Origin of the sequence: Faecalibacterium sp. BIOML-A1, from assembly GCF_009679715.1 — a bacterium.
In the GTDB taxonomy this organism is placed as follows: domain Bacteria; phylum Bacillota; class Clostridia; order Oscillospirales; family Ruminococcaceae; genus Faecalibacterium; species Faecalibacterium taiwanense.
Genome location: NZ_WKZJ01000003.1, coordinates 52,217 through 71,177, shown reverse-complemented (window position 1 = coordinate 71,177; position 18,961 = coordinate 52,217). Strand labels below are relative to the sequence as shown.

Annotated in this window: 18 protein-coding genes, 1 tRNA gene and 1 other annotated feature; of the genes, 9 read left to right on the top strand and 10 right to left on the bottom strand. The window is 57.6% G+C overall.

Translation table 11 applies throughout. The features are described 5' to 3' along the window. Nucleotides 1-20: 20 nt before the first annotated feature. Nucleotides 21-980, bottom strand: coding sequence for a carbohydrate kinase (locus GKG36_RS04545; protein ID WP_154259421.1), 960 nt, complete (start codon nt 978-980; stop codon nt 21-23). A gap of 205 nt (nt 981-1,185) precedes the next feature. On the opposite strand from GKG36_RS04545, the gene GKG36_RS04540 reads away from it, so the two are divergent. Then, nucleotides 1,186-2,487, top strand: coding sequence for an MATE family efflux transporter (locus GKG36_RS04540; protein WP_154259420.1), 1,302 nt, complete (start codon nt 1,186-1,188; stop codon nt 2,485-2,487). Nucleotides 2,488-2,490: 3 nt separating this feature from the next. On the opposite strand, the gene GKG36_RS04535 is transcribed toward GKG36_RS04540, so the two are convergent. Further along, complete coding sequence (locus GKG36_RS04535) at nt 2,491-3,336, bottom strand: AraC family transcriptional regulator (protein ID WP_005942868.1); 846 nt, start codon at nt 3,334-3,336, stop codon at nt 2,491-2,493. 124 nt (nt 3,337-3,460) lie between these two features. Between GKG36_RS04535 and ugpC the strand changes: the two genes are divergently transcribed. Beyond that, nucleotides 3,461-4,576 (top strand): sn-glycerol-3-phosphate ABC transporter ATP-binding protein UgpC, encoded by a 1,116-nt coding sequence (gene ugpC / locus GKG36_RS04530; protein ID WP_120079914.1) that lies wholly within the window; start codon nt 3,461-3,463, stop codon nt 4,574-4,576. A gap of 116 nt (nt 4,577-4,692) precedes the next feature. Here ugpC and GKG36_RS04525 read toward each other — a convergent pair whose 3' ends face one another. The 4 genes from GKG36_RS04525 to GKG36_RS04510 are packed head-to-tail and all read right to left on the bottom strand — an operon-like array spanning nt 4,693 to nt 7,200. Further along, nucleotides 4,693-5,592, bottom strand: a complete 900-nt coding sequence (locus GKG36_RS04525) for a LysR family transcriptional regulator (RefSeq protein ID WP_154259418.1) — start codon at nt 5,590-5,592, stop codon at nt 4,693-4,695. Nucleotides 5,593-5,604: 12 nt separating this feature from the next. Further along, the gene (tsaA, locus tag GKG36_RS04520; protein ID WP_154259416.1) at nt 5,605-6,303 is read right to left on the bottom strand and encodes a tRNA (N6-threonylcarbamoyladenosine(37)-N6)-methyltransferase TrmO; all 699 of its coding nucleotides are present in this window, start codon (nt 6,301-6,303) and stop codon (nt 5,605-5,607) included. 12 nt (nt 6,304-6,315) lie between these two features. Then, nucleotides 6,316-6,534, bottom strand: coding sequence for a hypothetical protein (locus GKG36_RS04515; protein WP_005942855.1), 219 nt, complete (start codon nt 6,532-6,534; stop codon nt 6,316-6,318). Nucleotides 6,535-6,582: 48 nt separating this feature from the next. Further along, complete coding sequence (locus GKG36_RS04510) at nt 6,583-7,200, bottom strand: LexA family transcriptional regulator (protein WP_005942852.1); 618 nt, start codon at nt 7,198-7,200, stop codon at nt 6,583-6,585. Between the two features lie 196 nt (nt 7,201-7,396). On the opposite strand from GKG36_RS04510, the gene GKG36_RS14805 reads away from it, so the two are divergent. Both GKG36_RS14805 and GKG36_RS04500 read left to right on the top strand, forming a co-directional pair. Next, on the top strand, nt 7,397-7,759 hold the full coding sequence (locus GKG36_RS14805) for a helix-turn-helix transcriptional regulator (RefSeq protein WP_005942847.1): 363 nt from the start codon (nt 7,397-7,399) through the stop codon (nt 7,757-7,759). Then, the gene (locus tag GKG36_RS04500; protein WP_005942844.1) at nt 7,731-7,967 is read left to right on the top strand and encodes a hypothetical protein; all 237 of its coding nucleotides are present in this window, start codon (nt 7,731-7,733) and stop codon (nt 7,965-7,967) included. Before GKG36_RS14805 ends, GKG36_RS04500 begins: the two co-directional genes overlap by 29 nt. A 55-nt stretch (nt 7,968-8,022) precedes the next feature. On the opposite strand, the gene GKG36_RS04495 is transcribed toward GKG36_RS04500, so the two are convergent. Further along, entirely contained in the window at nt 8,023-8,190 is a 168-nt protein-coding gene (locus tag GKG36_RS04495; protein ID WP_044953787.1) for a FeoB-associated Cys-rich membrane protein, read from the bottom strand. A 179-nt stretch (nt 8,191-8,369) separates the two neighbouring features. On the opposite strand from GKG36_RS04495, the gene GKG36_RS04490 reads away from it, so the two are divergent. Then, nucleotides 8,370-8,446: transfer RNA gene (locus GKG36_RS04490), tRNA-Val, on the top strand. Between the two features lie 248 nt (nt 8,447-8,694). Here GKG36_RS04490 and GKG36_RS14935 read toward each other — a convergent pair. Beyond that, complete coding sequence (locus GKG36_RS14935) at nt 8,695-8,829, bottom strand: hypothetical protein (protein ID WP_279237633.1); 135 nt, start codon at nt 8,827-8,829, stop codon at nt 8,695-8,697. A 110-nt stretch (nt 8,830-8,939) separates the two neighbouring features. Continuing rightward, nucleotides 8,940-9,821 (bottom strand): LysR family transcriptional regulator, encoded by an 882-nt coding sequence (locus GKG36_RS04485; protein ID WP_154259414.1) that lies wholly within the window; start codon nt 9,819-9,821, stop codon nt 8,940-8,942. 165 nt (nt 9,822-9,986) lie between these two features. Here GKG36_RS04485 and GKG36_RS04480 point away from each other — a divergent pair, with 165 nt between their 5' ends. The 4 genes from GKG36_RS04480 (at nt 9,987) to GKG36_RS04465 (ending at nt 16,914) form a co-directional block, all read left to right on the top strand. Next, nucleotides 9,987-12,002: an FAD-dependent oxidoreductase gene (locus tag GKG36_RS04480; protein WP_154259412.1), complete on the top strand. Its 2,016-nt coding sequence runs from the start codon at nt 9,987-9,989 to the stop codon at nt 12,000-12,002. A 74-nt stretch (nt 12,003-12,076) separates the two neighbouring features. Continuing rightward, a complete protein-coding gene (locus tag GKG36_RS04475) occupies nt 12,077-12,346 on the top strand; it encodes a hypothetical protein (RefSeq protein WP_154259410.1) in 270 nt (89 codons plus the stop codon). Nucleotides 12,347-12,600: 254 nt separating this feature from the next. Continuing rightward, nucleotides 12,601-12,856: a binding site (T-box leader), on the top strand. Between the two features lie 80 nt (nt 12,857-12,936). Continuing rightward, nucleotides 12,937-13,881 carry a bile acid:sodium symporter family protein gene (locus tag GKG36_RS04470; RefSeq protein ID WP_097777253.1) on the top strand — a complete coding sequence of 315 codons (945 nt, stop codon included), beginning with the start codon at nt 12,937-12,939 and terminating at the stop codon, nt 13,879-13,881. Nucleotides 13,882-14,112: 231 nt separating this feature from the next. Next, entirely contained in the window at nt 14,113-16,914 is a 2,802-nt protein-coding gene (locus GKG36_RS04465; RefSeq protein WP_154259408.1) for a hypothetical protein, read from the top strand. Between the two features lie 212 nt (nt 16,915-17,126). On the opposite strand, the gene GKG36_RS04460 is transcribed toward GKG36_RS04465, so the two are convergent. Further along, nucleotides 17,127-18,959, bottom strand: a complete 1,833-nt coding sequence (locus GKG36_RS04460) for an amylosucrase (RefSeq protein WP_154259406.1) — start codon at nt 18,957-18,959, stop codon at nt 17,127-17,129. Between the last annotated feature and the right edge of the window lie 2 nt (nt 18,960-18,961).

Here is an 18,961-nt window from a genome sequence, read left to right as displayed (position 1 = left end):
CGCAGGGCTTCTTGCATCCTTTACTGCATCTGGTCAAGGGTGGGATAGCTGTCGATGGCACCATTCGTCTGCACGCTGATGCCGCAGAACTGGTTGGAAAAGGCAAGGTATTCGTTCAGCTTTGTTTTGCTGAGCTTTGCCAGTTTTTCCAGTGTCACGCCGTCACGTTCCAGCTGCCACAAAAACGAGCCGATGAAGCCGTCGCCTGCGCCGGTGGTGTCCACAGCCCGGACTTTCCGGCAGGGGGCAAAGCCGTGGGCGGTGCGGGTATAGGCGTGGGCACCGCTGCTGCCGCAGGTGTAGACCACCAGCTGCACATCACCCACAAGCAGCTGCGGCAGGGCGGCTTCGATGTCCGCAGTGCCGGTGAGAAATTCCAGCTCTTCATCCGAAATTTTGAGGATGTTGGAAAGCGGCAGGAACTGCAGCACGGTCCCGCGCAGCATGTCGCGGTCCGGCCAGAGGGGGAAGCGCAGGTTCGGGTCAAAGCTGACGATAGCACCAGCTTCGCGTGCGGCGGAGATGGCCGCAAGGTGGGCGTAGCGCATGGGGCTGTCCACCAGCGAGACACTGCAGAAATGCAGGGCAAAGGCATCGGCGAACCATGCAGGGTCGATCTGCTCCGGAGAATAGAGCAGGTCCGCCGAGGGCTTGCGGTAGAAGCTGAAGGTGCGGCTGCCGTCCTCTTCCAGACTGACGAAGGCAAGGGCCGTGCTGGCCTTATCGGTAAAGGCCAGATGGGAGAGGTCGATGCCGCAGGCTTCCAATTCCCGGGCGATCTTGTGGCCGAAGGGGTCGTCGCCCAGCTGGCTCAGAAAAGTACTTTTGCCGCCCAGCCGGGCAAAGGCGGCGCACACGTTGGCCGGTGCGCCGCCAGTGCGCGGGCTGAACGAGGAAACCTCGTCAAAAGAACAGCCCACCCTGGACGGGATCATATCGATGAGTGCTTCGCCAATGGAAAACAGTGTGCTGCCGGACATAGAGAACCTCCCAAATTAAGATGCTGGTAATAAAAGACTTCCCCCGGCGAGGGGGATGATTTTGTGACCGCTCCCAGTGTAAGGGCCAGAGCCCGGGCTGTCAATGCTTTTTTGCGCGGTACAGGGCGTTTTTGTGTTGACTTGCATTTTGGGGTGTGCTAAAATATGCCGGTATGCGTAAAAAATGCCATGAAAGGGAACTTGGATGAACCTGACAAAACAGTTCTTTAAATATGTATCACAGAATATCTTCGGCCTGCTGGGTACCTCGTGCTACATTCTGGCCGATACCTATTTCATCTCGCAGGCGGCGGGTACCGACGGCGTGACCCTGCTCAACCTCTGCCTGCCGGTCTACAACTTCATCTTTGCCGTCGGCTCCATGGTCGGCCTTGGCGCGGCCACCCGCTACGCCATCCTCAAGGCGCAGGGAGACGAGCGCTGCCAGCGCTATTTTTCCAATGCTATCTTCTGCGCCTGTGTGCTCAGCGTGCCGTTCCTGCTGGTGGGCATTTTTGCGCCCGGCGGCCTTCTGCGGCTGATGGGCGGTGACGCGGGGATCATGGCGCTGGGCATCCCGTATGCCCGCATCTTCCTTATGTTCACGCCCTTCTTCATGTGCAACTATATCGTGTCGGCCTTTGTGCGCAACGACGGCGACCCCTCCCTTGCCATGGTAGCTACCCTGAGCAGCAGCCTGTTCAATGTGGTGTTCGACTATATTTTCATGTTTCCTATGGGTCTGGGGCTGGCCGGTGCGGCGCTGGCCACCGCCGTGTCTCCCATCATCAGCATTTCCATCTGCAGCCGCCACTTCTTTAAGAAGGAGAACAGCGTGCAGTTCGTGCGCCAGCGCCCCTCGGCAAGGCTGCTGGGCCAGAGCTGCCAGCTTGGCATCTCCGGCTTTGTGGGTGAGATGTCCTCCGGCGTTACCACCACCGTATTCAACTTCCTGCTGCTGGGTCTGGCGGGCAATGTGGCCGTGGCGGCCTATGGCGTGGTGGCGAACTTTGCGCTGGTGGCAACGGCCATCTTCAATGGTGTAGCACAGGGCGCACAGCCGCTGGTGAGCGAGTGCTACGGAAAAAGCGACAAGGCCGGTGCCAGAAAGCTGCTTATCCTGGGCAGCTGCACCGCACTGGTGCTGGCAGCGGTGCTGTACGGCATCATCTTTGGTGCTACCGATGCACTGGTTGACGTGTTCAACAGCGAAAGCTCCGCCCGGATGGCGCAGTTTGCCCACATGGGCATGAGGCTGTACTTTGTGGGCTACTTCTTTGCCGGGTTCAACATCGTGGCGGCGGGCTATCTGAGTGCGACCAACCGCCCGGTGGAAGCCTCCGTCACCTCCATCTGCCGCGGCATGGTGGCCATCGTGGCCTGCTCGCTGGTGCTGAGCCGCCTGTTTGGCATGAATGGTGTGTGGGCAGCGTTCCCGGCATCGGAACTGCTCACCGCAGTGCTGACCCTGTTTTTGCTGCTGCGCGGTAAAAAGCAGACCGCATAGCCCTTAAATATAAAGCTCCTGTTCGCGCAGAGATTCCTCGGGCGAAAGCCCACTCTGCGCGGCGTGACCGGCCATTGCCCGCCACTGTGCGGGGGATTGGCCGGTTTCTTTTTTGAACACCCGGCACAGGTAGTTGGCACCGGAAAAGCCGCACAGGCTGGCTACCACGTCCAGTGTGTACTCCCGGTGGAGCAGCAGCCGCTGGGCTGCTTCAACGCGCACCGTGGTGAGGTATTTGCCCGGCGGCACGCCAATGGCTGCGGTAAAGGTGCGCACTAGATGGCTCTTGGACACGCCCAGCCGTTCGCTCAGCTCCTCCACGCCGTAAAGGCCCGCGTAGTTTGCGCGGATGTCCTCAATGGCGGCCTGCACCAGCGGCGGCAGGGCGGACGCGGCACTGTCGGCATCGGCCAGCTCACACAGCAGTGCGTAGGCCAACTGGCTGCGGGCACGGCTGTGGGCGGCCTTTTCCTCAGCAAGGCGGTCCATCAGTTCGGCAGCGGCCGGGCAGGAGCCGCCCTTGGCAAGGAAGGGCAGTTCGTGCAGTCCGGCCAGAAACTGGGAAGCCGCCTGCCCGGTAAGCTGGACGCAGAGCAGATGGCAGATGCTTTCCGGCACAAGGGCCAGCGGGGCACGGCTCAGGATCAGGTGCCCGGCAGGCACGGACTGCGGCGGCAAAATGAGCGCTGCACCCAGCGGCAGCGGCCCGGCAGCAGGTACGGATGCAGAGCACTGGCCGCTGGACACAAGGCACACCCACAGTCCTTCGCCGGAGAGGGTGAGGGGGGCAGACAGCTGCAGATCCTGCACGGAAGCGGGAAAAGCGATGGTGTTCCAGTCAAAAAGCAATATCTGACACCTCTAATCAATAAAATGCTATTTTATATCACAAAATTATCTGCTATTATAGTACCAACGAATGAACACGCCGTCAAGAGCGTGGGAACCTTAAAAATTATGGAGGCAAACGACTATGGCTTCGATCAGCTGCCAGCACATCTATAAGATCTATCCGGGTGCTACCGCTCCCTCTGTTACCGACTTTAACCTGGAGATCCAGGATAAGGAATTCATCATCTTCGTCGGCCCCTCTGGCTGCGGCAAGTCCACCACCCTGCGCATGATCGCCGGTCTGGAGGAGATCTCCAAGGGCGAAATGTACATCGGCGGCCGTCTGATCAACGACGTTCCCCCGAAGGATCGTGATATCGCAATGGTGTTCCAGAGCTACGCTCTGTACCCCCACATGACCGTTTACAAGAACATCGCTTTCGGTCTGGAACTGCGCAAGACCCCGAAGGACGAGATCGACAAGCGCGTGCACGAGGCTGCTAAGATCCTGGAGATCGAGCACCTGCTGGACCGCAAGCCCAAGGCTCTGTCCGGTGGTCAGCGTCAGCGTGTTGCTCTGGGCCGTGCAATGGTTCGTAACCCGGCAGTCTTCCTGCTGGACGAGCCTCTGTCCAACCTGGATGCTAAGCTGCGTACCTCCATGCGTACCGAGATCATCAAGCTGCACAAGAAGCTGGCTACCACCTTCATCTACGTTACCCACGACCAGACCGAGGCTATGACCATGGGCGACCGTATCGTTGTTATGAAGGACGGCATCATCCAGCAGGTCGATACCCCGCAGAACCTGTACGATATGCCTTGCAACATGTTCGTTGCTGGCTTCATCGGCAGCCCCCAGATGAACTTCCTGGACGGCACCCTGATCAAGAAGGGTGAGCTGTACGGTGTTGATCTGGGCGGCGACGTGATCCCCCTGCCCAAGGAGAAGACCGCAGACGGCAAGCTGGATGCTTACGTCGGCAAGAAGATCAAGATGGGCGTCCGTCCCGAGGACATCGACGACGAGCCCGAGTTTATGGCAAAGCACGCTGACTGCCAGCTGGATACTCAGGTGGACGTCTCCGAAATGATGGGCGCTGAGATCTACCTGTATCTGGAGTACAAGGGCAACAAGATGACCGCTCGTGTGGCTCCCACCTCCAAGGCACGCAACGGAGACACCGTCCGCGTTGCATTCGATCCCCACAAGGTCCACCTGTTCGACATCGAGACCGAGCTGACCATCCTGAACTAATATTTAGCGACGATCATTTTTGATCCTCCTATCATAAGAAAAACCGCCGAAGGAAAGCCTTCGGCGGTTTTTCGTTTGTGTGTTCAGCTTTGCGCTTCAATGGACCCGTGCTCTTTTCATTTGCTGGCAGTGCTGGGCGCGGGCTGGCGCACCAGCTCGATAAAGGCTTTCATCTGAGGGGTCAGCCATTTGTCACGGTGATAAAACAGCTGACGATGCATCTCCACGGTGCAGTCCGGCACATTCAGCCGGGCAAGACGACCTGCGGCCAGCGCCGGACGCACGATGTACTCCGGCAGGAAGGAAAGACCCATGCCCTGCTCCACCATCTGGCACAGCAGCGCAGCGCTGCCCAGCTCCAGATAAGGGTGGATGGCAAGGCCGCGGGCGGCAAGGCACTGATCCAAAGCGTCGCGGTAGCTCATGCCGCGCTCAGTGAGCAGAAATTCCTGCCGGGGCAGCTCTTCCAGCGTAACAACTTCCTGCCCGGCAAGCGGGTGAGCCGACGGTGCAATAAAACACACCGGCTCCGGCACATCCGCCGCAAGCACCAGATTGGGCTGCAGCAGGGGCTGGTCCAGCGTATAGGCCAGATCGATCTGATTTGTGCCCAGCATCTGCAGCATCCCGTCGGCAGTGGCGGTGCACAGCACCAGCTCCACCTGCGGGCACAGGGCGTGGTAGCGTTTGAGCAGACCGGGCAGGAAGGTGGAGCACACCGAATCCGCCAGCGCGATGCGCAGACTGCCGCTGATCTGCCGGGCGGGCTGCAGGGCAGCCTGCGCCTGCTGGGCCGTGGCCAGCAGGGTGCGTGCATAGCCCAAAAAGGTCTGGCCCGCATCGGTGAGCCGCACGGTCTTGCCCACGCGGTCGAACAGCGGTGCGCCCAGCTCTGCTTCCAGCTGTGCAATCTGGGAGGACACCGCCGACTGGGAATAGCCCAGCTGCCGCGCAGTGCGGGAAAAGCTGTGCAGCTCGGCGATGTGCAAAAAGGTATTGATGTTCCGCAGTTCCATAAACGCTTCCTCTCAGCGGCGGGCGATGCCGGTCACGGTGAGCATCTCGCCATCCACGGTAAAATGCACCTCTACCGGGCCGAACTCCATGCCGTACACCCGCTGCGGGTCGTGCTGGTAGGAGGGGCGCGGGTCACCTGCCAGTACGCCGGTCAGGGCGGCGCGGTCGGCCTGCGGCACCTGTGCCAGCAGTTCGGGCGGGAACTGTACCTGCAGACGGTGGAACTGGGTCTGGCCGGTAAAGCCCTCGGCGGCATCCGGGTGGCAGTCGGCATAGGGGATGTAAGGCTTGATGTCGTAGATGGGGGTGCCATCCATCAGGTCGGCACCACGCACGATGAGCACCGGGCCAACGTCCGGCCGGTGCTCGATGCCTTCCAGACGCACGCTGGAAAGGCCCAAAGGATTGGGGCGGAACGGCGACCGGGTGGCGAACACGCCCATGCGGGTGTTGCCGCCCAGACGCGGCGGGCGTACAGTGGGGGACCAGCTGTCCCGCACCGCGCCGGAGAACTGCCACACCAGCCAGATGTGACTGAAATCTTCCAGACCGCGCACGGCATCGGCATTGCGGTATTCGGGCGTAAAGATCACCTCGCCGCGCAGCTCGTCCACAAGGCCGCTCTGGCGCGGGATGCCGAACTTGGTGGGAAAGGCAGTATGGATATGGGCAATGACCTTCAGGGTCATCTCTTCAGGTGCAGTGGGCATGGCGAACTCCTTTTAATAGATCTTTTTCAGGGGGCATTCCGGCGGGATGCTGTACCGTGCCCGGAATGCGTCCAGTTCCTGAGGCGTGCGAATGAGCTGAACGTCCTCAAAATGGCCATCCGGGGAGATGAAACCGGCCACCTGCTCCCCGGTGCAGATGCTGCACCGCAGTGCAGGCTGCTGGGTGGCGGGGTCGTAAGAACGGGCAGGCTTTTTGCGGGAGAAAAACATGAGAAGCCTCCTTCTTTTATGAAACGTGCCTGAAAGACTGCAGGCGGCTCACAGCCCCCGGCACAGGCCGACAGCGCGGCCCTCAATGTGCAGCTCTTCCAACTGCAGGCCGGTAAAGATCATGGGTGGGCAGACGGCGGCATTGTCCGCAAGCAGCATCACAGCATCACCCTGCCGGTGGAAGTGCTTGAGGGTGGCCTCGCCGCCAATGCGCACTGCGGCGATCTCGCCCTGCTCCACCTCCGGCTGGCAGCGAATGCATACGATGTCGCCGTCGCAGATGGTGGGAGACATGCTGTCACCGTGGCAGGTCAGGGCAAAGTCGGCGCGCCACGCGGCGGGAACGCCGATATAGCGTTCAATGTTCTGCTCTGCCGTGATAGGAGTGCCGCAGGCAATGGAACCGATCAGCGGGACCTGCGTCATGGCAGGCAGCGGCTCAAAGCCCGGCGGCGGACAGGGTGTGTCCAGCCCAAGCAGATAGGCAGGGGTGGTCTCCAACGCGGCTGCCAGCTCTTCCACCTTGGACTGCGGCAGGTCGTTGATGCCTTTTTCCAGCTTGGTAATGGAGGATTTGGACCGATAGCCCATGCGCTGGGCAAGCTCTTCCTGCGAAAGGCCCAGTTCTTTGCGGCGCAGATGCAGACGGGTAGAAAGCTCAGACATGCGAAACCTCTCTAAAAAAACGTATGGTTGTTCCGTAAAAAGAATGCTGTTACCAGAAGTATACCAAAAAATTGCATTAAAATCAACTTTTTTCTGCGAATTTGCAAAAATGGGTTGACACTGAATCAATGCAGGAATATACTACAACTAAAGATTGTGGAACGGCATTGCCGATACGAAAAAAGGAGAGCGGAATATGGCAAATACTGAAATGATCCGGGATTATATTCGCGCCAGTGGGTACAAGATGCAGTATGTGGCACGAGCCTTGAAGATCAGCCCCAATGCACTGAACCTGAAACTGCAGGGGCGCACACAGTTCAAGCTGAGCGAAGCAGAACGGCTGAGCGCGGTGCTTGGTCTGAGCATGTACGAGCGGGATCTCTGCTTTTTTGAAGAGCAGAACCGCCGCGAAGTGCTGGCACGCCGCGCGGATGAAAAGAGGAGGGCAGAACATGACAAGCGAGCAGAGAAATCAGACGCGGCTGGCACTGTACCGGTATGGGATGCGGCAGCGTGCACGAAGCCCGGTGGAGCGCAGCTGGTGCGCCGCCATTGAGGAGGGCCTTGCCTATTACCGGAAAAACGACCCGCTGCGTGCGGATCTGTTCGAGCTGCGCTATGTACAGCACCGCACGGAGGACGATGTGATCGATCAGCTGCACATCGGCCGTACTACTTACCAGAAAGCCCATCAGGACCTGCTGAGCACCATTGCCGTGTACGCGGCAGAGCGCGGGGTGTTTTACCGCGAGACGGAAAGCTGAAAGCAGAATGCCCCCGGACGCTGCCAGCAGGCAATGTCCGGGGGCATTTTTGAACTCAGGCTTTTTTGTTCGGGTCCTGTTTTTCGCAGTGGCTGTGGCAGGATGCACAGTTTCCGCCGCAGCCCTCGCCCTTCCAGCCGCCCTGCTTGGAGATCCACACAACGGCCAGTGCAAACAGAACGATCAGAACGATCAGCGTAATGATTCCACGAAGTGTCAGCATTTTTTGTACCTCTTTTCCCGGTGGGAAAGTTTCTGTGTTCAGTATACACGATTTGGCATCAAAGGGCAACCGGAAAGCGGATACAAAAAGTGTGATTTTTTTAAAATTAGGGCTTGCATTTTGGCAAAGGCCGTGCTATAATAATCACGTTCCAGTTCGGAACGCACAAAACAAAATATGGAGGATTAGCTCAGCTGGTTAGAGCACCTGCATCACACGCAGGGGGTCTGGGGTTCGAGTCCCTAATTCTCCACCATACAGTTCGTACTCGAACCCGATTCTTTGTGAAAAAGGGTTCGGGTGCGTTTTTTGTTTATCAGAAGTTTGCGTTTGCGACAGCAACAAACACCCCAGTGGGGTGTTTGAGCAACAGAATAGGCTACCAGGAAATCCCAAGTCGTATGACGTGGAATTTTTTGTTTCGATCAAGGACTCGAATGGCATCTACGTAAAAAATCCATAGCAAATGAGCCGGAAGCCTTCTGTAGATCAGAGGCTTCCGGCTCACTGCATATTCATGATAAAAGCAAAATTCCTGCCACCAGTACCATGTTGCAGGCAAAAAAACAGTGCGGGCAGTGCATCCACAAGGGCCGGCGAAAGAGTGAAATCGTCCGGGACAGGATCGTTTTGATTCATGTGATCGACCTTTGCATTTCTCCACGCAGCGCCGGAGAGACCTTTCTTGCTGAATTTCTGAAAAAAGTGCAGCGCTTTTGCGCAAGATCGTCAATGCGTTCTGTAGCATGTCACGGGTCAATATCCAGCTCACGCAGAAGCAGCCGGAGGGCGGGCGAGATGTTCTCGCGGTTCCACACGGCCCAAGCGGGAACGGTATCGTTTTCCAGCGGGATAAAAGTGAGGTTTTTGTTGGCGGGCAGCTGAGCCAGCACCGGCTCGGCAAGGATGGTATAGCCGCCGTAGAAAGCCAGCTGCAGCATCAACTCCTCCATGGAATACGCAAATTTGATGTTCTGCGGGTCGCTGCCGTGGCGGGTGAGGACTTGCGCAAACTGGTTCCACAACTCCCGGTCCATGGCGGGTACATAATATTGTTCGCTGGCAAGCTGGCTGCGGTGCAGGGACGCATAGCTGGACAGGTGGCTCTGGCGATTGAGCACTACGTACTGGCGCAGCTGGCCTACTTGAGCACGCAGCAGGGAGGGGGTATCCTCCAGCGGGACCAGCTCCAGCTGCAGGGCAAAGTCCAGCTTTTTCTGCTGCAGGCGTTTTTTCAGGGTGGGAAAATCCACCAGATGAAAGTGCAGCGGAATGGCAGGGTGCTGCTCCTTGAACAGCAACAGCTTTTCCAGAATGGGCAGATTTTCCATGCCGCTCATCATGCCGATCTCAAGCGGGGTGCTGCACTCGGCAGCAGCGGCGCGGGTGCGGCGGGCGGCATCTTCCGCAAGGTCGGTGATGCGCACCGCATACTCGTAGAATACCTGCCCGGCACTGGTAAGCGCCACCGAGTGCCGTGTGCGCTGGAACAGCTCGGTTTCAAGTTCTTCTTCTAGCAGCTTGATCTGCTGGCTGACCGCTGTTTGGGAAACATAGTGCTGCTGTGCCGCTTTGGAAAAGCTCAAATTCTGTGCCACCGCAATAAAATAGCGCATCTGCTGCAGGGTCATGACCGGCTCCTTTTTCTCTTAAAAAATGCTTATAACTTTTACTTCTAATTGTAAGAAGAAAGCAATATTTTTCAAGTGTGAGATATTGTGATAGAATTAACAACCGAAAGGAGCACACAGCTCTGCACATTGAGAAGAAAGAGAAAAACGAAAGGAACCACCAAGATGAAAAAGATCTCGCGCAAAAGCTTTCTGAAGCTGGCTTCTGCTGCTGCCATGAGCGGCATCACCGCCAGCGCACTGGCTGCCTGCAATGCTGCTTCCGGCAGCACGGCTGCATCTTCTGCCGCTGCAAAGTACACCCCGGGCACCTACACTGCCACGGCCAAGGGCATGAGCGATATCACCATGACCGCCACCTTCAGCGAGACAGCCATTACTGACATCCAGCTGGATCTGTCCGGTGAGACCGACTCCATTGGTCAGGCCGCAAAGGATGACCTGATCAAGCAGCTGCTGGAAGCTCAGAACAGCACCATCGACGGCGTGTCCGGTGCAACCATTACCAGCGATGCTGTGAAGCAGTGCATGAACGACTGCATCACACAGGCCATGGGCGGCACTGCAGTGTCTGCCCCGGAAGCTTCTGAGCAGGCTTCCAGCTGGCGCACCGCCCCGGAAGCCATCCCGGACAGTGAGATCACCAAGACCTATGATGTTGACGTTGCCATCATCGGTATGGGCTATGCCGGCCTGAGCTGCTACCGTGAGCTGGCCGAAGAGGGCAAGAACGTTCTGGTGCTGGAAGCCATGCCCCGCGAGAGCTGGTGGACGGTCGGCCACGATATCGGCCACATCAACTCGGACTACCTGCTGAGCCACGGTGTGCCCAAGGTGGACGAAGTGGAGTTTGTGAACAACTGGATGATGCAGACCCACGGCAAGGCAAACACCGCACTGGTGATGAAGTTTGCCAAGAACAGCGGCAGCACTGTGGACTGGTGGCTGGACAAGATCAACCCGGACACGCTGGCTAAGACCCGCATCCAGTTCTGGCCGGACAACGAGTACACCGTGCACCAGCTGAACAACGGCATGCACTACTACACCGGCACGCTGGAATGGTGGGAGAACTACTGGGAGAACCCCGCCAGCGGCGAGAAGAACAACAACACCGCCGGTCAGCTGGAGCTGAAGGACCTGAGCTGGGACAACTACAATTATGTGGAGGAGAATTTCTCTGACAATGCCACCGCTCTGTTTGGCACCAAGGGTGTGCAGCTGGTAATTGACGGTGCAAAGGTCACCGGCGTGATCGCACAGGACGGCGACGGCAATTACCTCAAGATCAACGCTAAGAATGGCGTTGTGCTGGCAGGCGGCGGCTTTGGCGGCAACAAGGAAATGATGGACGATCTGCTGCCGGACATCAAGCGTCTGTTCACCAAGGATGAGGACTTCTTTGCTCCCTTTGGCCGTGACGGCTCCACTATCCAGATGGGTGTGTGGGCAGGCGGCCGTCTGGAGGGCGACATCTCCACCATGAACTTCGACTCCATGACCGTGCCCGACTATCTGCCCGGCCCCCTGTGGGTGGACGAGAATGGCCAGCGCTTCCAGAACGAAGCCTTTGCCGGCCCGGAGATCAACGGCTTCTTCATGGCACGTGCAAAGCGCGGCAATATCACCTCCATCTACGACAGCACCTATGAGACCCAGATCCTGCGCGGCTTCCCCGGCCATCAGGCATTCGAGTACGACATGCCCGCTGTGGTGGAAGCCATGAAGGGCAACTTTGAGGCCGCAAAGGCTGCTGGTGCCGAGGGCGCCAACGGCTGGTACTGCGCCGACACCATCGAGCAGCTGGCCGAGTACATCGGTGTGGAGCCTGCAGCCCTTTCCGCTACTGTGGAGCAGTACAATAAGGTTTGCGCCGAGGGCTACGACAGCGACTTTGCCAAGGACCCGCACTTCCTGAATGCAGTTGCAAAGGCTCCCTTCTACGCCCATGTCACCACCCCGAGTCTGGGCTTTGCACTGGTGACCACCGGCGGCTTTGTGACCACCAATGACCAGCAGGTGCTGAACGAGGATTATCAGCCCATCGAGGGCCTGTACGCCTCCGGCAACACCTGCGGTATGCGCTTTGGTCCCGAGTATATCACCCCAATCCCCGGTGTGAGCATTGGTATGTGCCTGACGCTGGGCCGCGAACTGGGCAAATACCTGGCTGCAAAGTAAGCAGCTGCCTTCGTCAAAGCCTGATCGGCTGCAGTAAAGCCCCATAAGCAATAAAAGATCCCGTCCACTTCTGGGTGAACGGGATCTTTTTTGCGTATCAGACAGGGAAAAGCGGCTCAGAGGTCGTTCTGCTCCTGCCCCAGATTGTCGGATTCCAGGACGACACAAACTATGTTGCCATTGGCGGCGTAACGCCGGAGAACATCCCGGAGTTCCGCAAGGCGGGCTGCCTTGGCGTGGGCCTTGCCAGCAGCCTGATGCCGAAGGACAAGGCCGCCGCCCGCGACTGGGATGCCTGCGCGGAATACGTGCACATGCTGCTTACAAAAGCCAAAGGCGAATAAACCGCAGAAACAGCAAGACCGCTCACCCGAAAAGATGAGCGGTCTTTTGTTGTGTGATGGGATGGCATTGCCGCCGCCGACTCTTTAGACCATGGCTTCGCGTTATCCTGCCGGAGCAGTCGGTGCCGATGCCGTTCTGCTTTGTCTGCTGCGTGAACCACTTTCACTCCTGAAATGAACTGCATGAAAAATCAGAAGGCCCCATTCTATTGACTTTGCCTTTGCAGGGGAGTATACTCCATGTCACCAAGAATATTACGGCTATGACGAGAAAGAGTACCCGGAAGGAATGCTGCAGAGAGCTGCCGGTTGGTGCAAGGCAGTGCAGGGCATCCGTGGGAAGATCCTCTCCGAGCTTTCCGGCTGAATGGACGGTGTGCGCCCCAGTAAGCAGGAACGGCAGGCCCCCGTTATCACGGGCCGCGCGTTGTTGGACGTGCACTGAGTGGTCAGCGTTGTGCTGGCAATAAGAGTGGTACCGCAGAGGATATTACACGCCTTTGTCTCTTACAGACCGTAGGGGACAAGGGCGTTTTGTTTTGCGGATGCTTTTGTCCCAAAGCATGTCAGAAGGAAAAGGAGAAGCAATTATGAAAACACTGGAAAAAGTAAGCGACTTTGTGGGCAAGTACATGGCCGCCATCGTTATTGTGGTGGCTGCGGGTGCCCTGTTCTTCCCCGGCCCGTTCAGCGTGGTAAAGACGGCGTGGGTCAATAACCTGCTGGGCATCGTGATGTTCGGCATGGGCCTTACCCTGAAGCCGGAGGACTTCAAGGTGGTGTTCAGCCGCCCGAAGGATGTGATCGTGGGCTGCGTTGCACAGTTCACCCTCATGCCGTTTCTGGCATGGGCGCTCACGCAGGTGTTCCACCTGCCCACCGAGCTGGCCATTGGCGTGATCCTGGTTGGCACCTGCCCCGGCGGCACCTCTTCCAACGTGATGACCTACCTTTCCAAGGGCGACGTTGCACTGTCCGTTGGCATGACCGCTGTTTCCACCGTGCTGGCTCCGCTCCTCACCCCGCTGCTCACCCTGCTGTACGCTGGCCAGCGTGTTGACGTGAACCCCATGAGCATGTTCATGTCCATCGTCAAGGTGGTGCTGGTGCCCATCGCACTGGGCTTTGTGGTCAATCACTTCTTCCATAAATTCACCGAGGAAGCCGTCCGCGTGCTGCCTCTGGTCTCCACTACCGCCATCGTGCTGATCATCTGCGCCGTGGTCTCCGCCAACAGCGCCAAGATCATGACCAGCGGTCTGCTGATCCTTGTGGTGGTCATCCTGCACAATGTGCTGGGCTACCTCACCGGCTTTGGCGTGGGCAAGCTGCTCAAGCTGGACTCCACCAAGTGCCGCGCGATCTCCATCGAGGTGGGTATGCAGAACTCCGGCCTTGCAACCAGTCTGGCCGCCGCACACTTTGCACAGTATCCGCTGGCTACCATTCCCGGCGCTGTGTTCTCCGTGTGGCATAACATTTCCGGTGCGATCCTCGCCAACTTCTTTGCCCGCACAGCAGAGAAGAAGGATTGATCTTTCATAACATAGTAAAGCCCCCCGGCAGACGAAGACCTGCCGGGGGGCTTTGCTGTGCCTGCGGGCCGGGCAACTGCAACAAAACCGGCACAAATCGTGCTTTTCACGCTGCTTTTAGGGCGATTCACGCAGGTTTGCTTCCAAAATGCGGTAAAGTGTGAAATAATCAAGATACTGTAATATATACCCCCCCCCGTAAAAATGCGAGGGGAAAAAGGAGGTTGTACCATGAAACAAGGCAAACTTATCCGGCGTGCAGTATCGGCGGCGCTGGCCGGATGCATGATGTTCACCTTTTCCGCTCCGGCGCTGGCTGAGAGCACCGATGCGCTGATGCAGTTGAGCACCGTTGCCAAAAGCGCGGTGAGCGTGCTGGACGCGGAAAATGGTGACACAGTTAACTACGGTATTACTGTTACACACGGCAAAAAGGCAATACCTGTTACCAGCGCAAACTGCGACAATATTCTTGGTGACAGTAGTGACAGTACCCTCAGCTATGATCCGGCTGCCAAAAAGCTGACCTCAAATGGAACCATCTACGGACTCCTGTCTATCAATGCACCGGGCGTGGATGTAGAGCTGAATGGCAAGTATTTTGCATTGCAGGATAGCGGACTTAACGGTATCCTGACAATTGAAAATGCGAATGATGTGACGGTTTCCAGTCAGAAATTTGCAGCGGTTCAGAGCGATGTAAATGTTACCTGCACCGGGAAGCTGACCGTTATAACGAATGACAGTTCTTGGGCGGCTATTGGCAGAAACCTTACCGTACACAGCGCGGCAAGTGTGCAGATCGAAAGCGAGGGCGATTCTGCGGTCGGTGGCGATGTGAAAATTGAATGCGCCTGCCCGGCGACCTTTTTTAAAAAGAACCAAAACGGCAGAATTGCACAGAGCATTACCTACGCTGGTGATTATGGTTACTACACCGATGATACAGCAGATACTGCAATTGACCCGAATGTTATGCCCATCCCAGTAGAAACGGCAAAGTATGTGCGCATTGCGCCGAAAATGCGCTACGACATCAATACTGCAAAAGATGCAACCATCAAGCTGCAGGGGCAGAATACAGAACTGAAGACTGCCTTTGCGGGCGAAAAGGTCACCGTGACCGCAGCAGGCAGAGAAAACGCAGAGTTTACCGGCTGGACTGCTGAGGGCATCACGCTTACAGATGACCAGAAGGCGAACCCCACAGTCACCTTTACCATGCCGGGCAATAACGTGACTCTGACCCCGAATTACAATGTTGTACAGGATTATGGCATTGCGGTGGGCAGCGAGAACACTACACCAACCCGCGTTACCAGCAAAAACTATCAAGACATTTTAGGAAATGGTGTGCTGAGTTACGACCCGACCACCCAAACGTTGAAGTCGGATGGCAGAATAAAGCGCTCGTCTCTGAAAATCAACGCACCCGGCAAGGATATAAATCTAGATGGTAAAGATCAGATTGCTGTGGCTGCAAAGTTGATTGTGGAGAATGCACATAATGTGAAGGTCAACAGCGATAAAATGGCTGCGATTTTCGCCAGAGATGATACTAGCACAATCGACTGCACCGGCGAGGTGGATATCAGCGGCGGATTCATGGCCGTGAACGGAAGCCTGAATATTATAAATTCCAGCAAAGTAAACATTTATACAAACTGTGCAGCTGCGGTGAATTACGATGCGACTATCACCAGCGACGGTGACGTGACCATTGAGAGTACCGACGGTAGAGCGGCGAAAAACCTGACGATCAACAAGGCCGAGGATGTCACCATTTCCATCAGTGATGCCGAAAGAGCAGTCTCCGAAAACACCAAGATCACGGCTTCCGGCACTGTGATCCTGAAGAATACCGCAGAGGGTGGCCCTGTGGGCACTGTTGACTTTACACAGGCAGACGGCAAAAAATACGTCTACTATACCAGCGAAGCCGAGGATGCAAAGCTGATCGACCCGCGCATCCATCCGCTTGCAGGAGCGGCAGAAAGCAGCTACCTGCGCATTGAGCCGAGGGAGACTTACTACAGCATTACCGTTGCGAACGGCACCGCGCAGGTGGGCGACGACACCACCGGCCGGATTACTACCGCCTTTGAGGGCGAAACGGTCACCGTCAAGGCCAAAGCACCCACCGATGAGGATGCCGCCAAGGGCGTGAAGTTCCATCACTGGAAGGTGGAAGAGGGAAGCACCAGCTTTGACCCGACCGAGGGCAGTCTGGGTTCTGCGACTGAAGCAGGCACCGCAGAAATCAGCTTTGATATGCCCAAGGGCAATGTGAAGCTGACCGCCGTTTACAGCATTCCCGCTTCCGTGCTGAGGAGTACCGTTACTGTTGAGGGCGGCACGGCAAAGTCCACTCTGGACGAGGGCAGCGATATCCCCGCAGAGATCGGCACCACGGTGGAGATCACAGCTACCCCGTATGATGCCGAGAAATACCCCGGCATGGAGTTCGTGGAATGGGAGATCAAGTACCCCGATAGCTTCTACGAGAAATTCCCCGGTGGCATTCCGGAAAATCTGCAGCTCAAGCTGGACAATGCCAAGAGCGCGGCCACGACGTTTGAGATGCCCGTTTACCCGGTCAAACTGATCGCCCACTGGTCGGCCAGCGCGGTGGCCGACCCGGACGAACCTATTGATGAAGAATTCGGCGTAGAACCTGCACCCATGGATACCACGGGCGGTGCAATTGCCGCCGTGGCCGTTGGTGGTGCAGCCATCTGGGGCGGCTATGAGATCGCCACCCGCGTGATCCTGCACGACCTCCTGCCCGAGGGCGCGGCCATCCCCGCAAACCGCGGCCAGCTGGCACTGCTCATCTGGACTGAGAAGGGCAAGCCCGAACCCGCCGCACAGCCCGCCTTTGCAGACATCACCGATGCCGAGCAGGCCAAGGCCGCTCAGTGGTGCGTGGAGCAGGGTCTGCTGGATGCACGGGAAGGCAAGTTTGAATCGGACGGCTGGATGCCCAAGTTCAAGACCATTGAGATCTGGAACAAGGCGTTCCCCAAAAAGTAACCTCTGAGCGCTTCCTCCGTAAAGCCTCAGAATGACAGATCCCCCCGATACCGGATACCCGGTATCGGGGGGATTTTTTGCGCAGGCACGCGTGGCATTGGCGGTGGCAATCATCTCCGACATTTCAATGATCCAGTGACCTTGCAGTTTGCGCGAAACAAAAATACTCCGGCAACTTTCCAACCAAGAGAAAGTTACCGGAGTATTCCGCTTTACTTATTTGTTTTTACCAGCAATGCCTGATACGGCTCCAGTTCCACATCCGCCAGCCAGACGGAAGTGCCCTCCGGGGTGTGATACTCGCCGCCCAGAGCGTCCAGACTGGCCCCTGCCGGGTACTCGGTAAAGTTGAACAGCCCCACCAGCGTTTCCTCACCGCGCTTGCGTACCAGCGCCAGCACGCCGGGGTTATGGCTGTCCCATGTGCTCACCCACGCATCCGGGGCAAAGCAGGGGTCTGCACGCATTTGGCGCAGCTGCTCCATGCCCTGCCACAGCTGGTTTTGCAGCGTGCCCTTCCGGGTGCGCTGCTTTGCGTCCTCCCAGTTGAATTTGCTGCGGTGCAGATTGCGGCTGTCCTCCACACGGTCAGGGTCGTTTTTGTAGTCCCAGCCATTGAGCTGGGCGATCTCGTCCCCGCAGTTCAGCATGGGGAAGCCCTGCAAAAACGCCATAGCAGTGTGCAGCAGCAGGTCACGCTTCACCGCGTAGTCCAGTGCGATGTTATCGCCCTTTTCCAGTGCCTGTTCGATACCGCACAGGCTTGCGGTGGTGCCGCAGCTTCGGGCATCGCCGGTGGCAGGGTCGTAGTTGTACAGCTCACCCTTTGCCCAGCTTCCGGGGAAATTGCCCTCATAGAAGTGGTACAGATATTCTTTGTGTTTCTGCGGGTCAATGCCAAGCCGTTTCTCCACCGCCTCATCCAGACCCCAGCCGATATCATCGTGGCAGCGCAGATAGTTCACGAACCAGCAGTTGTCCGGCAGGGCGTGGAGGGCATCCAGCTGCGCCTTCAGCAGCCGGGTATCCCGGCTGGCAAGGGCACCCCACAGGTTGACCATGGTGGACACGTTGTAGAGCATGTGGCATTCCGGCTTTTCCGGGGTGCCGAAATAGGCGGCCAGCTCCTTGGGAGCCATGACCACCTCGCCCTTGAGGATGACCGCCGGGCAGACGCATTCCAGCACCATGCGCAGCATCCGCACAATGGTGTGCACCTGCGGCAGATTGCGGCAGGTGGTGCCCAGCTGCTTCCAGATGTAGGGTACCGCATCAATGCGGAACACTTCCACACCGAGATTTGCAAGGTGCAGGATGCTCTTGGTCATGTCCACGAACACCGCCGGGTTTGCGTAGTTCAGGTCCCACTGGTAGTCGTGGAAGGTGGTCAGCACCCACTTGTGCATTTCCTCACACCATGTAAAGTTGCCGGGCGCGGTGTTGGGGAACACCTGCGGCACGGTCTGCTCGTACTGGTCGGGGATGGTGCGGTCCTCGTAGAGGTGGTAATAGGCCTGAAACCACGGGTCGCCCGCCTTTGCCGCCATGGCCCAGCGGTGGGTGCTGGCGGTGTGGTTCATGACAAAATCCAGACACAGGCTGATGCCGGCTTTCCGCAGCTCCCGGGTCAGGTTTTCCAGATCTTTGTTGGTGCCAAGGGCCGGGTCTACGGTGTCGAAATCCTCCACCGCATAGCCGCCGTCGTTGTGGGGATGGGGCATCTGCAGCAGGGGCATCAGGTGCAGATAGGTCAGCTTCTGCTCCTTGAGGTAGGGCAACTTCTTTGCCAGTTCTTTCAGGTTTCCGGCAAAGAGGTCGGTGTACATGGTCATGCCGAACATATTGCCACGCTTGTACCACTCCGGGTCGGCAGTGCGTGCCTTGTCCAGTGCTTTCAGCTCGGCGCTGCGGGCGTTGTAGGCTTCTGCCATCTCCCGCTCCAGAACTTCCAGCCCTTCCCGGTTGTGGTACAGTTCCATGAACAGCCATTCCAGCTCGTCCTTGTGCTTGGCAAATCGGGACTCAAATTCCTGTTTTGCTGCCATGG